Below are 12,584 nucleotides of genomic sequence, written 5' to 3' on the forward strand. Positions count from 1 at the left end.
TGCCGCTTGGCCTCTTCGGCCCTTGCGGATAAAAGCCCGCAGAGACAGTTTTGCTGTATTGCATCGCTAAGACAGTTATGCGAATAGGGATCCCAATGACCGAGCACAATTTCGACCAGATGCGGCGTGCCATGGTGGCGAGCCAGCTGCGGACCACGGGGGTGAGCGACGCCCGCGTCGTCGCGGCGATGGGCGAAGTGCCGCGCGAGCGTTTCGTGCCCGCCGATCGCGCTTCGATGGCTTATGCCGAGACGCTGGTGCCGCTCGGCAACGACCGCGCCCTCAATTCGGCGATGGCGACCGGCCGGCTGCTGACCGAAGCGCAGCCGAGCCCGCACGACAAGGCGCTCGTGGTCGGCGCCGCCACCGGCTATTCCGCCGCCGTCCTGGCCCGCTTGGTCGGGTCGGTCGTCGCGGTCGAGGAAGATCCTGCGCTCGTCGCGGCCGCCCGCGCTGCGCTCGGCAACACGTCGGTGGAGCTCGTCGAGGCGCCGCTTTCCGCGGGCCACGCCAAGGGCGCGCCCTATGATCTCATCCTGATCGACGGGTCGGTCGAGTTCGTGCCCGATGCGATCGTCAAGCAGCTCGCCGACGGCGGGCGCCTGGTCGCGTCGGTGGTCGAGGACGGGGTGCAACGCCTGGCGATCGGCCGCCGTTCGGGTTCTGCTTTCGGCATGACGGCCTTCGCCGACGTGGCGTCGGCCATTCTCCCGGGGTTCCAGAAACCCCGGGCATTCACATTCTGAGAGGCGGAGTAGCGTATGCGGGGAGGTTTGCTGGCCGGGGCTTGTGTGGGGGCATTGCTGACCGGGGGCGTGGCGCAGGCCGACACGCTGCGCGAGGCTTTGGTCCAGACCTATAACAGCAACCCGACCATCACCGGGCAGCGCGCCCAGGTCCGGACGCTCGACGAGAGCGTCGCGATCGCCCGCGCTTTGGGCCGCCCGCAAGTGTCCGCCACCGCCGGCATCAACCAGGACCTCACCCGCACCGGCGGCGGCAACGGCCGCAACCTCAATGCCGGGGTCGACGTCAGCTACCCTTTGTTCAGCGGCGGAGCGGTGCGCAACTCGATCCGCGCCGCTGACGAGCGCGTGCTCGCCGGCCGCGCCGGCCTGCGCGCCACCGAGGGCGACATCTTCACCGAGGCGGTCGGCGCCTATATGGACGTGATCCGCGACCGTTCGATCGTCACGCTCAATCGCAACCAGGTGCGCGTGCTCGACACCAACCTCCAGGCGAGCCGCGACCGGTTCGAAGTCGGCGACCTCACCCGCACCGACGTCGCCCAGTCCGAAGCGCGGCTGGCGCTCGCCCGCAGCAGCCTCGAGCTGGCCGAGGGACGCCTGATCTCCAGCGAGGAAAATTACCGGCGCGTGATCGGCGCGATGCCCGACGAACTGCAGCCGCCGCCGCCGCTGCCGCCGCTCCCGACCACCGCCGACCAGGCGGTCGAGATCGCGCTTCAGAACAATCCCGACCTCGTCTCGATCGCCGCGCAGATCCGCGCCGCCGGCCGCGACGTCTCGATCGCCCGTGCCGATCGCCTGCCGACCGTGTCGGCGATCGCCTCGGGCCGCGCCACCGATTATCTCGGCACCGCCGACAAGCAGTTCGGCGTCGGCGCCGCCGACAGCACCACCCAGACCGGCCTCGGCGTCCAGGCGCGTATCCCGCTTTACCAGGGCGGCCTGGTCGGTGCCCGCGTCCGCCAGGCCCAGGCCTTCCAGAGCCAGCTGCTCGAGCAGGGGGTCGCGGTCGAGCGCTCCGTGGTTGCCCAGACCCGCGCCGCCTTCGCCAGCTACCAGGCGGCGATGGACTCCATCGAATCGAACGAGGTGGCGGTCTCGGCCAACCAGCTCGCGCTCGAGGGCACCCGCGCCGAGCAGAGCGTCGGCACGCGCAACGTGCTCGACGTGCTCAACGCCGAGCAGGAGTTGCTGAACAGCCAGGTGTTGCTCGTCACCGCCCGCCGCGACGCCTATGTCGCCGGCTTCGCCTTGCTCAACGCGATGGGCCAGGCCGAGGTCGAGGACCTCAATTTGGACGGCGGCGCGCTCTACGATCCGGTCGCCAACTACAAGCGCGTCAGCCGCCGCGCCTCCGACTGGTCGGACGATGCAACGCCCGCGCCGGTCGCGACGCGGACCGTGATGGGGCCGCCCGCAAACACCCCCGTGACACCGCCCAACGAATAGGTAATAAGGCCCTCATTATGGGGGATATTAACCGGGATCCGTCGATGGAAGAGATACTCGCTTCCATCAAGCGCGTCATAGCCGAGGATGGCCGTGCGGCCATGGCCTCGCCGCGCGGCCGCGGCGCGCGCGTCGAGCCGGGAGCGATTCCGCCGATCGCGCCGGAAGACGATGTGCTCGAGCTGAACGATCCCGTCTCGGACGAGGACCGCATCATGTCCGACGGCGCGGCCGAGGCCAGCCGCCAGGCGCTGGCGGCGCTCGCCGCGATGAACCAGGGCGAGGCGCCGGCCCCGGCCGCCGCCGGTGATGGCCCGCTCGAAGCCGCCGTGAAGGACATGCTGCGGCCGATGCTCAAGGCCTGGCTAGACGAGCATCTTCCTGAGATGGTCGAGGAACTCGTTACCCGCGAGATCGCCCGCATCACCGGCAAGCATTTCCGCTAATCCCCCGCCGGAAAGACTTGGCCCGTCCGCGGGCCTTGGCTAAGCGCGTCGGCATGAGCGAATTGCCGAAGACCTTCGATCCGGGCGCCATCGAGGCCCGCTGGTATCCTTATTGGGAAGAGAAGGGCCTGTTCGCCCCGAAGCGCCCGGGCGCCGAGCCGTGGACCCTGGTCAACCCGCCGCCCAACGTCACCGGCAGCCTGCATATCGGCCATGCGCTCGACAATACGCTGCAGGACATCCTCGTCCGCCACGCGCGGCTGAAGGGCAAGGATGCGCGCTGGGTGGTCGGCACCGACCACGCCGGCATCGCGACGCAGATGGTCGTCGAGCGCCAGATGGCCGCGCGCCAGCAGAAGCGCACCGATTTCACGCGCGACGAATTCGTCGCCAAGGTCTGGGAATGGAAGGCCGAGAGCGGCGGCGAGATCACGCAGCAGCTCCGCCGCCTCGGCTGTTCGATGGACTGGGCCAATGAGCGGTTCACGATGGACGAGGGGTTTTCGAAGGCGGTCCTCAAGGTCTTCGTCGAGCTCTACAAGCAGGGCCTGCTCTACCGCGACAAGCGCCTCGTCAACTGGGACCCGGGCCTCGGCACCGCGATCAGCGACCTCGAGGTCGAGACCAAGGACGTCAACGGCAAGTTCTGGAATCTGCGCTATCCGCTCGCGGACGGCAGCGGCTTCATCCAGGTCGCCACGACGCGCCCCGAGACGATGCTCGCCGATATGGCGGTCGCGGTCCATCCCGAAGACGAGCGCTACAAGAGCCTGGTCGGCAAGCAGGTGAAGCTGCCGATCACCGGCCGCCTGATCCCGATCGTCACCGACGAGCATGCCGATCCCGAGTTGGGCTCGGGCGCGGTCAAGATCACGCCGGGCCACGATTTCAACGACTTCGAGGTCGGCAAGCGCGCCGGCTTCAAGGCGTCCGAGATGCTTAACATGCTCGACGCCAAGGCGCGGATCGCGCAAACCGCGGACGGGCTGATTCCGGACGACCTGCTCGGCCTCGACCGCTTCGAAGCGCGCAAGCTGGTCGTCGAGCGGCTGAAGGCCGAGGGCTTCCTCGTGCCCCATGTCGACAAGGAAGGCGTGGAGCACGACGCCGAGCCGCGCACGATCGCCACCCCGTTCGGCGATCGCTCGGGCGAGGTGATCGAGCCGTGGCTGACCGACCAATGGTATGTCGATGCCGCGACCTTGGCCAAGCCGGCGATCGAGGCGGTCCGCTCGGGCGCGACCAAGATCGTGCCGAAGACCTGGGAAAAGACCTATTTCAACTGGATGGAGAACATTCAGCCCTGGTGCGTCTCGCGCCAGCTCTGGTGGGGCCACCGCATCCCGGCGTGGTTCGCCGAGGACGGCCGCGTGTTCGTCGCCGAGACCGAAGAAGAGGCTCAGGCCGAAGCGGGCGCCGGCGTCGTCTTGACCCGCGACAATGACGTCCTCGACACTTGGTTCTCTTCCGCGCTCTGGCCGTTCGCGACGATGGGCTGGCCGGACGAGGACGTGAAGGCGAAGGGGCGCTACCCCAACGACGTGCTCATCTCCGGCTTCGACATCCTGTTCTTCTGGGATGCGCGCATGATGATGCAGGGCTTGCACTTCATGAAGGAAGTGCCGTTCAAGACCTTGTATCTGCACGGTCTGGTGCGCGCCGCGGACGGGCAGAAAATGTCCAAGTCCAAGGGCAATGTAGTCAATCCATTGGGGCTGATTGACCGCTATGGCGCGGATGCCTTGCGCTTCTTCATGGCGGCGATGGAGAGCCAGGGCCGCGACATCAAGATGGATGAGAAGCGCATCGAGGGCTATCGCAACTTCGCGACCAAGCTCTGGAACGCCGCGCGCTTCTGCCAGGCCAACGGGATCGGCGCGAGCGTGACGATCGATCCGCCCGTGGCCAATCTCGCGGTCAATCGCTGGATCGTCGCCGAGACGGTGGCGACCGTGCAGGCGCTCGATCTCGCGCTGGCCGAACTGCGCTTCGACGAGGCGGCGAGTACGATCTACCAGTTCACCTGGAGCCGCTTCTGCGACTGGTATCTGGAGCTGATCAAGCCCGTGATCCAGGGCGAGGGCGGCGTGCCGGCGACCGGCGCTGACGCTGACGAGACCCGTTCAGTGGCGGGCTGGGTGCTCGACCAGATCCTGGTCATGCTGCACCCGTTCATGCCGTTCATCACCGAGGAATTATGGCACGCCATGGGCCGCCGCGATTACGACCTCATCACTGCCAAATGGCCTATGCCCGACGCGCGCGCGCTCGACCCCGAGGCGGGGCCCGAGATCGACTGGCTGATCCGACTGGTCGGCGGCATCCGCGCCACCCGTTCGGAGCTGAACGTGCCCCCGGGCGCCAAACTCGCACTGCACGTGCGCGACGCCGCGCCGGCGACCCGCGTCCGGCTGGAGCGCAACGAGGCGGCGCTGAAGCGCCTCGCCCGGATCGAGACGATCAGCGTCGAAGCGCCCCCTGCCGGCGGCGCCGCGCAGGTCATCGTCGACGAGGCGACCTTCGTGCTGCCGCTCGAGGGCGTCATCGACATCGAGGCCGAAAAGGCGCGGCTCGCCAAGGCGCTGCAGGCGGCCGAGAAGGAGCGGGATTCGCTCGCCGGGCGGCTCGGCAATCCGAGCTTCGTCGAGCGCGCCAAGCCTGAGGCCGTCGAGAAGGCCAAGGCCGATCATGCCGAAAAGGCGTCGGATGCCGAGCGCTACGCAGAGGCGCTCAAGCGCCTCGGCTGAGGTCAGGCCGGCACCACCACCTCGATCGCCTTGTGCGCCACTTCGACGACGGCGGGGGTCTTGGCCAGCACCTCGCCGTCGATCGAGATCTTCTGGCGCGGCTTGGTGTCGATGCGCAGCTGCTGCCCGCGAAACTCCTCGTGCGCCGCCTCGCGGGCGGGCAATTTGAAATATTTGGCGAACCAGTCCCAGAGCAGGTGCGCCATGCTGCGCCCGACGACGGCCTGGATGACGATGTCGCCGCTGTCGACCTCGGCCTGCTCGATCAGCTCCACGCCGCCGTGGAAGCGGCCGTTGGCGATGCGGACCTCGGTCGCCCAGATCGTATGCTTCTGGACGCCGTCGTCGATCGAAAGCTTGAACGGGCGGAAGCGGAACACGCAATAGATCGCCCAGATCAGGTAGCCGACGCGGCCCAGATAGCGCTTCAGATTGTGCGGTATGCCTTCTCCGATCATCGGCGAGAGGCCCATGGCGGCGCAGTTGGCGAAATAGTCGCCGTCGAGGACGCCGAGATCGATCCGCTTGCGCTTGCCCGTGGCGATCGTGGCGATCGCGCCGTCGAGGTCGAGCGGGATGCCGAGCGTGCGGGCGAAGCTGTTGGCGGTGCCGAGGGGCAGCAAAGCGAACACGCAGTCACGGTCGACGACGTCGTCGACCGTGCCGGAGAGCGAGCCGTCGCCGCCGCCGACGATCACCATCGGCGTGCCGCTCGCCACGGCCTGCTGCATCGTCGAGGTGAGCTTTCGCGGGTTCCGGACGGGGTAGGCGGCGGTGATGCGGATGCCGGCCGCCTCCAGCTTGGTCTTGGCCTCGCGGAACAGGTCCCGCCCCTTGCGCGACGCCGCGTTGACGACGAGGACGGCTTCGCGGGGAACGGGGCGCGGTGCATGCATGGGGGGCCTAACCCCCCACCCACGGCAAAGTGCCAAGCGGTATCGCTACATCGTCGTGTCCGCGAGGTTGGACTTGTAGCTGGTGTTGGTCTGGCGGTCGGTCATCACGATATAGACGTAGCTCGGCGGAACCACGCCCTCGGCGGTCGCGAACCAGATCGAGCCCAGATTCTGGGGACTTCCCAGCGCGCAGAAACCGTAGAGGCGCTTGCCGCGGGAATCGAAGAAATCGACCCAGGTGCGCGACGAATTGGTGTTCTTCCCGCACGGCGGCAGATTGGGAGCCGGTGTAAACATGTCCGCCGGATAGGCGGCCTTGTTGAACACGTCGTAGCGGTAGCGCACGAAATTGCCGCTCCCGGTCGAATAGTTCTCGACGGCCGTCAGATAGAGGACGGGGTTCGGAAGTGCTGCGCCCGCCGGCGCCGCGAGTCCCAGCGCGGCGGCGGTGACGACGATTTTCCAGAGCGAGTTTGCCGGCTTCATCGACGATCCTTTCTTTTAAGAAGGACGCGGACGCTTCGGCGCTGAACGCAACCGGTGGCCGGAGCGGCGACCTTGCCATGCTGAGGGCGCGCGTTCAACGAAACCACCATCTTGGTGAGACCGTTGCCCGCCGCGCTTTGCAAGGCCGCGCCCTGCGGGCTAGAGCCGTGCCATGAGTCTTCCTGCTTTTCCCGCGCTGCGCCTGCGCCGGTCCCGTTCGTCCGCCTGGTCCCGCGCGATGGTCGCCGAGACCGTCCTCACCCCGTCCGACCTGATCTGGCCGCTCTTCGTCGCCGAAGGCCTCGGCGTGGAGGAGCCGATCGCGACCCTGCCGCGCGTGTCGCGCTGGTCGGTCGACCGACTGGTGGAGCAGGCGCGGCAGGCGCGCGATCTCGGCATTCCCTGCCTGGCGTTGTTCCCGAACACGCCGCGCGAACTGCGCGACGCGACCGGCAGCGAGGCGCTCAATCCCGACAATCTGATGTGCCGTGCGATCCGCGCCATCAAGGACGCCGTGCCGGAAATCGGCATCCTCACCGACGTCGCGCTCGATCCCTATACGGAGAGCGGCCATGACGGCGTCACCGATGCCGCCGGCTACGTGCTCAACGACGAGACCAGCAAGCTGCTCGTCGAGCAGGCCCTGGTGCAGGCGCGCGCCGGCGCCGACGTGGTCGCGCCCTCCGACATGATGGACGGCCGCGTTGCCGCGATCCGGACCGCGCTGGAGGCCGAGGGTCACGTCAACGTCCTCATCATGGCCTATGCCGCCAAATATGCCTCGGCCTTCTACGGCCCGTTCCGCGATGCGGTCGGATCGCGCGGGCTGCTGAAGGGCGACAAGAAGACCTACCAGATGGATCCGGCCAATGGCGAAGAGGCGCTTCGCGAGGTTGCGCTCGACCTCGCCGAAGGCGCCGACTGGGTGATGGTGAAGCCAGGCCTGCCCTATCTCGACATCGTCCGCCGGGTGAAGGAGGCCTTCGGTGCGCCGACCTTCGCCTACCAGGTATCGGGCGAATATGCGATGATCGAGGCGGCTGCGGCGGCCGGGGCAGGGGAGCGCGACGCGCTCGTCATGGAGACCCTGATGGCGTTCAAACGCGCCGGCTGCTCCGGCATCCTCACCTATCACGCGCCGCTAGCCGCCAAGCTGCTGGGTGCATGAGTTCAGAGCCGCTGAATCCTGATCTCGCGGCGGCGGCGCGCGAGCGCTGGGCGAAGCCGCTCTTCCTGGCGACGATCGTCACCGGCTCTTTCCTGCTCTTCCTGACCCAGCCGATGGTGGCGCGGATGGCGCTGCCGCGGATCGGCGGCGCACCGGCGGTGTGGAACAGCGCGATGCTGGTCTATCAGGCGCTGCTCCTCGGCGGTTATTATTACGCGCACAAGCTGACGGCGCTGGCGCCGCGCCGCCAGGCCGCCCTCCATTTCCTCATGCTGGCCATCGCCGCTTTGTGGCTGCCGATCGGCCTCCGTGCGATGGCTCCCCCTACGGATTTCGCTCCGGCTTTGTGGGTCCCTTGGTTCCTGCTGAGCTCGATCGGCCCGCTTTTCTTCATTGTCTCCGCGCAGGCGCCGCTGATGCAGCGCTGGTACGCCCTCGAAAGCGCGCGCGGCGATCCCTATCCGCTCTACGCGGCCTCGAACCTCGGCAGCTTCGCCGGCCTCCTCGCTTATCCGCTCGCCGTCGAGTCGTTGCTCACACTGGACCAGCAGAGCCGGCTGTGGACGGGCGGCTATGCGCTCCTGGTGCTGCTCGTCATCGGTTGCGCGCTGATGATCCCGGGGCGCGTCGTCGAGGCGAAGCCCGAGCGGGTGTCGCCCGCGCCCGCCCGCCGCCGCATCGCCCACTGGATCGTGCTCGCCGCGATCCCCTCGGGCCTGATGCTGTCGACGACGACGCACCTCACCACCGACATCGTCGCCATGCCTTTGATCTGGGTCGTCCCGCTCGGCCTCTATCTGCTGAGCTTCGCGATCGCCTTCGCGCGGGGCCGGGGCGCGACCATCTTCGTGACCCAGGTGGCGCCGCTCATCATCTTGATCGCCGGCGGCCTTACCTTCGCCGACGGCACCAACAATCCGTTCGTCGCCGCGACTTTGGGCCTGAGCCTGCTGTTCTTCGTCGCAGTGACGCTCCATGGCGAGATGTACCGTCTCCGGCCGGGGCCTGACCGGCTCACCGGCTTCTATTTGGCCATGTCGGTCGGCGGGCTGCTGGGCGGCACCTTCTGCGCGATCCTGGCGCCGACCCTGTTCGACTGGGCCTATGAGCATCCCTTGCTGGTCGTGGCGGCCGCCTGGCTGATCCCGCAGCGCAATTACCTGTCTCGGATCGAGCGCTTCTGGGCGGTGCCGGGGCGCGCGTTCCCGCTCGCGGCGATCGTGGTCGGGACGGCTTTGCTCCTGTCGGTGGTGGGCGACCGATATGTGTCCGGCGTCCCTGCGCTCGTCGCGAGCGTGGCCAGCGGAGCGATCGCCTTGCTCGCCCTGTTCAGCCTCGGCCGAGCCCCGGTCTTCGCGGCCTGCCTTGCCGCCCTGATGCTGAGCTATGGCGGCTGGACCACATTGAAGGGGTCGTTCGAAGGCTTCCGCACCCGTTCCTATTTCGGGATCTATTCGGTCGGGCGCGATGTCAGGCGCAACGCGCTGTCGCTGACGCATGGCAGCACGCTCCACGGCCTCCAGAATCTGGAACCGGGCAAGCGCCTCGATCCGACCACTTATTACGTGCGCGATTCCGGCGTCGGCGTCGCCATGGCTGCGGCGCCGACCCTGTACGGCCCCGGCGCCCGCATTGGCGTGGTCGGCCTCGGTACGGGCACGCTCGCCTGCTACGCGCAGCCGGGCCAGGACTGGCGCTTCTTCGAGATCGATCCCGGCATGGTGCGGCTCGCCCGCGACAGCGGCACCTTCACCTTCCTCAGCCAATGCGCTCCGCAGGCGCGGATGATCCTCGGCGACGCCCGCCTGACGCTGGCGGAGCAACCGGCCGCCGGGCTGGATATTCTCGCGATCGATGCTTTCTCGTCCGATGCGGTGCCGATGCATCTCCTCACCCGCGAGGCCTTCGCGGTCTATGCTCGCGCGCTGCAGCCCAAGGGCCTGCTGCTGGTCCATATCTCCAACCGCTACCTCGATCTCGAGCCGGTCGTGGCGATGGCGGCGCGTGCGGGCGGATGGCATGCGCTGATGCGCGCTTATGCGCCGGACAAGAACCGCGGTCAGAACGCGACCCCTTCCGTCTGGGTCGCCTTGTCGCGCGACGAGGCGATGCTCAACGCGATGATCGATACCGGCCAGGTGATGGCGGTCTGGACCGAACCGCGCGCGCCGGCCGGCTTTGCCGGCTGGACCGACGATCATGCCAGCATCCTGCCCTTGCTCGACATCTGGACGAAATAGTCCCGCGAGCGCTACGCCTCGCTCATGATCGAGACCGAACGGCTTTGCCTGCGGAACTGGCGCCACGGCGACGCCGCCTTGTTCTCGCGCCACACCAATACGCCTGCGGTGATGCGCTGGCTCGGCGGCGTGCAGACGCCTGAGTTCCAGGAGGAGATCGTCCGCGACCGCTTCATGCGCTGGCAGGAGGAGCGCGGCTTCACCTTCTGGGTCGTCGAGCGCAAGGCCGACGGCGCCTTTCTCGGCTTTTGCGGCCTCAAGATCGCCGACGGCGACGGCAGCAGCATCTCCGGCGAGATGGAAATAGGCTGGCGGCTGCGCGAGGATGCGTGGGGGCAGGGCTATGCCAAGGAGGCGGCGATCGCCTCGCTCGACTACGCGTTCGATGTGCTGGGCGCGCCGCGCGTGTTCGCCATCACCTTCCAGCAGAACGAGGGCAGCTGGGGCCTGATGGAGCGGCTCGGCATGCGCCGCCGCGCCGATCTCAATTATGACGATCCTCGCTTCCCCACGCTCAACCCGACCATCATCTACGAGATCGATCGCGCGGACTGGCGCCGGTGAGCGGAGGCGATTTCATCCTGGAGACGCCGCGGCTGATCTTGCGCAGCTGGCGTGAGGGCGACGAGGCTGAACTGGCCCGCCATTGCAATTCGCCTGCAGTGATGCGCTGGACTGGCCCCGTCCAGTCGCCGGAGGAGATCGCCACCGGCATCGCCCGCTCGCGCGCGCTGCAGATCGAGCGCGGATTTTGCCACTGGGTGGTCGAGCGCAAGGCGGACCGCGCCTTCCTCGGCTTCTGCGGCCTGCGCGTCGCAGTTGCCGCGCCTTTCGCCGAGGCCGAGGAGCTCGAGATCGGCTGGCGCCTGCGCGAGGATGTGTGGGGCCAGGGTTTCGCGCGCGAGGCCGCGACCGCCTCGCTCGATTACGCCTTCGGGACGCTGGGCGCGGGGCGGGTCGTCGCGCTTACGGTCGCGCAGAACGAGGCGAGCTGGGGCCTGATGGAGCGGCTCGGCATGCGCCGCCGCGCCGATCTCGATCATCACGACCCGGCTTATTCGGCCGAACTCAACCCGACCATCGTCTATGTGATCGAGCGCGAGGAGTGGCGGCCATGACCTTGCTGACCTTCGGCGGCAAGAGCCCACAGGTGGACCCGGCTGCCTTCGTCGCGCCCGGCGCCCAACTGATCGGCGACGTCGCGATCGGGCCGGAATCCAGCATCTGGTACAATTGCGTGCTGCGCGGCGACGTGAACCGCATCCGGATCGGCGCCCGCACCAACATCCAGGACGGCAGCGTCGTCCATGTCGATTCGCCCAAGCCCGGCGCGGCGCAGGGCCATCCGACTTTGATCGGCGACGACGTCCTGATCGGCCACATGGCGATGGTTCATGGCTGCGTATTGCACGACCGTGCCTTCGTTGGCCTCGGCGCGATCGTGATGGACGGGTGCGAGATCGAAGGCGGAGCGATGCTCGCCGCCGGGGCGATGCTGACGCCGGGCAAGCGCATCCCGGCCGGCCAGCTCTGGGCAGGGCGCCCGGCCAAATATGTCCGCGACTTGAGCGACGAGGAGGTGGCCGGGCACCGGGCCGGAGTCGCCCATTATGTCGCTCTAGCCAGGGCGCACGCCGCGGCCCTGAAAGCCTAGCTCAGGCGCGCCTGCAGCGCCGCGATCAGGCTGCTCTGGCGCTCGGCTATGCCCTGCGCCTCGACGAGCGCCTCCTGCACGGCGGCGAGGTTGGCCGGGTGGTAGGCGTGGGTGATGCCCAGCCGGTCGAGCTCGGCGATCGCATCGACCACCGGCCCGCGCGCCGCCACGGCGCGGGACAGGGCCTGCTGCGCTGCGATCCATCCTTCCGATCCGACGCCGCCGGCGCGGCCCGTCGCCTGGTCCGCGGCGCGATAGGCCTCTTCGAACACGGCATTGGCCTGGCGCGCGCCGGCAAGCAATTGCGCGATCCGCGCGGTGACGGCGGCATCCGCCACGGTCGGCGGCGCGGGCTCCGGCGTCGCCTCGGCTTCCTTCTCGACTGCACGCGGGGCGAGCGAGGGAAACGGGCCGGACGCGGCGCAGGCCATCGTCAGGGAACAGGCGAGGGCGGCGATCAGCGGCCGCGAGGCGGGAAATTTCATGCTCCCTCCCTATTCTCCACAGCTTTTCGCGGCAACCGGGGTTGCGCCCCTCGATTTTCCCGTTAATAGCCAGCCCCACAACGCGCCCGTAGCTCAGCTGGATAGAGCACCAGACTACGAATCTGGGGGCCGGAGGTTCGAATCCTTCCGGGCGCGCCATTCTCCACATCGTCGGTACCATCCGCCATCGCCGCGGCGAGCGGCGTCTGCCACGGGCGGTCGCTGGGGTGATCGTCACCAGTTCGCGCCACTCGCGCGCGATGA

General features: G+C 68.1%; 12 protein-coding genes and 1 tRNA gene. 10 read left to right on the plus strand and 3 right to left on the minus strand.

Annotated features, from left to right (window positions below; translation table 11 throughout):
- Positions 1-95 precede the first annotated feature (95 nt).
- Genes SH591_RS15350 through SH591_RS15365 form a run of 4 tightly spaced genes read left to right on the plus strand, consistent with a single transcriptional unit; the run spans position 96 to position 5,391 of the window.
- Positions 96-746: a protein-L-isoaspartate O-methyltransferase family protein gene (locus tag SH591_RS15350; protein ID WP_324749838.1), complete on the plus strand. Its 651-nt coding sequence runs from the start codon at positions 96-98 to the stop codon at positions 744-746.
- 15 nt (positions 747-761) lie between these two features.
- A complete protein-coding gene (locus SH591_RS15355; RefSeq protein WP_324749839.1) occupies positions 762-2,198 on the plus strand; it encodes a TolC family outer membrane protein in 1,437 nt (478 codons plus the stop codon).
- Positions 2,199-2,242: 44 nt separating this feature from the next.
- Positions 2,243-2,644 carry a DUF2497 domain-containing protein gene (locus SH591_RS15360; RefSeq protein WP_324749840.1) on the plus strand — a complete coding sequence of 134 codons (402 nt, stop codon included), beginning with the start codon at positions 2,243-2,245 and terminating at the stop codon, positions 2,642-2,644.
- Between the two features lie 53 nt (positions 2,645-2,697).
- Positions 2,698-5,391: a valine--tRNA ligase gene (locus SH591_RS15365; RefSeq protein WP_324749841.1), complete on the plus strand. Its 2,694-nt coding sequence runs from the start codon at positions 2,698-2,700 to the stop codon at positions 5,389-5,391.
- Positions 5,392-5,393: 2 nt separating this feature from the next.
- On the opposite strand, the gene SH591_RS15370 is transcribed toward SH591_RS15365, so the two are convergent.
- Positions 5,394-6,287 carry a diacylglycerol/lipid kinase family protein gene (locus tag SH591_RS15370; RefSeq protein WP_324749842.1) on the minus strand — a complete coding sequence of 298 codons (894 nt, stop codon included), beginning with the start codon at positions 6,285-6,287 and terminating at the stop codon, positions 5,394-5,396.
- A gap of 45 nt (positions 6,288-6,332) precedes the next feature.
- Positions 6,333-6,773 (minus strand): hypothetical protein, encoded by a 441-nt coding sequence (locus SH591_RS15375; RefSeq protein WP_324749843.1) that lies wholly within the window; start codon positions 6,771-6,773, stop codon positions 6,333-6,335.
- 172 nt (positions 6,774-6,945) lie between these two features.
- On the opposite strand from SH591_RS15375, the gene hemB reads away from it, so the two are divergent.
- From hemB to SH591_RS15400, 5 genes are read left to right on the plus strand one after another with little or no spacing between them, the layout of a single operon-like run.
- The gene (gene hemB / locus SH591_RS15380) at positions 6,946-7,941 is read left to right on the plus strand and encodes a porphobilinogen synthase (protein ID WP_324749844.1); all 996 of its coding nucleotides are present in this window, start codon (positions 6,946-6,948) and stop codon (positions 7,939-7,941) included.
- Positions 7,938-10,181, plus strand: coding sequence for a fused MFS/spermidine synthase (locus SH591_RS15385; RefSeq protein WP_324749845.1), 2,244 nt, complete (start codon positions 7,938-7,940; stop codon positions 10,179-10,181). The genes hemB and SH591_RS15385 overlap by 4 nt, the downstream gene beginning before the upstream one ends.
- A gap of 24 nt (positions 10,182-10,205) precedes the next feature.
- Entirely contained in the window at positions 10,206-10,745 is a 540-nt protein-coding gene (locus tag SH591_RS15390; RefSeq protein WP_324749846.1) for a GNAT family N-acetyltransferase, read from the plus strand.
- Positions 10,742-11,299 carry a GNAT family N-acetyltransferase gene (locus SH591_RS15395; RefSeq protein ID WP_324749847.1) on the plus strand — a complete coding sequence of 186 codons (558 nt, stop codon included), beginning with the start codon at positions 10,742-10,744 and terminating at the stop codon, positions 11,297-11,299. Before SH591_RS15390 ends, SH591_RS15395 begins: the two co-directional genes overlap by 4 nt.
- Positions 11,296-11,835: a gamma carbonic anhydrase family protein gene (locus SH591_RS15400; protein WP_324749848.1), complete on the plus strand. Its 540-nt coding sequence runs from the start codon at positions 11,296-11,298 to the stop codon at positions 11,833-11,835. The genes SH591_RS15395 and SH591_RS15400 overlap by 4 nt, the downstream gene beginning before the upstream one ends.
- Here the strand turns inward: SH591_RS15400 and SH591_RS15405 are convergent.
- Positions 11,832-12,320, minus strand: a complete 489-nt coding sequence (locus SH591_RS15405) for a hypothetical protein (RefSeq protein WP_324749849.1) — start codon at positions 12,318-12,320, stop codon at positions 11,832-11,834. The genes SH591_RS15400 and SH591_RS15405 overlap by 4 nt on opposite strands.
- A gap of 82 nt (positions 12,321-12,402) precedes the next feature.
- Between SH591_RS15405 and SH591_RS15410 the strand changes: the two genes are divergently transcribed.
- Positions 12,403-12,479 (plus strand) — tRNA-Arg (locus tag SH591_RS15410).
- Positions 12,480-12,584 lie beyond the last annotated feature (105 nt).

Source organism: Sphingomonas sp. LY54 (genome assembly GCF_035594035.1).
GTDB lineage: Bacteria > Pseudomonadota > Alphaproteobacteria > Sphingomonadales > Sphingomonadaceae > Allosphingosinicella.

Coding starts and splice junctions, on each gene's coding strand:
- SH591_RS15350 (WP_324749838.1), top strand. CDS start 96: ATGACCGAGCACAATTTCGACCAGATGCGGCGTGCCATGGTGGCGAGC.
- SH591_RS15355 (WP_324749839.1), top strand. CDS start 762: ATGCGGGGAGGTTTGCTGGCCGGGGCTTGTGTGGGGGCATTGCTGACC.
- SH591_RS15360 (WP_324749840.1), top strand. CDS start 2,243: ATGGAAGAGATACTCGCTTCCATCAAGCGCGTCATAGCCGAGGATGGC.
- SH591_RS15365 (WP_324749841.1), top strand. CDS start 2,698: ATGAGCGAATTGCCGAAGACCTTCGATCCGGGCGCCATCGAGGCCCGC.
- SH591_RS15370 (WP_324749842.1), bottom strand. CDS start 6,287: ATGCATGCACCGCGCCCCGTTCCCCGCGAAGCCGTCCTCGTCGTCAAC.
- SH591_RS15375 (WP_324749843.1), bottom strand. CDS start 6,773: ATGAAGCCGGCAAACTCGCTCTGGAAAATCGTCGTCACCGCCGCCGCG.
- hemB (WP_324749844.1), top strand. CDS start 6,946: ATGAGTCTTCCTGCTTTTCCCGCGCTGCGCCTGCGCCGGTCCCGTTCG.
- SH591_RS15385 (WP_324749845.1), top strand. CDS start 7,938: ATGAGTTCAGAGCCGCTGAATCCTGATCTCGCGGCGGCGGCGCGCGAG.
- SH591_RS15390 (WP_324749846.1), top strand. CDS start 10,206: ATGATCGAGACCGAACGGCTTTGCCTGCGGAACTGGCGCCACGGCGAC.
- SH591_RS15400 (WP_324749848.1), top strand. CDS start 11,296: ATGACCTTGCTGACCTTCGGCGGCAAGAGCCCACAGGTGGACCCGGCT.
- SH591_RS15405 (WP_324749849.1), bottom strand. CDS start 12,320: ATGAAATTTCCCGCCTCGCGGCCGCTGATCGCCGCCCTCGCCTGTTCC.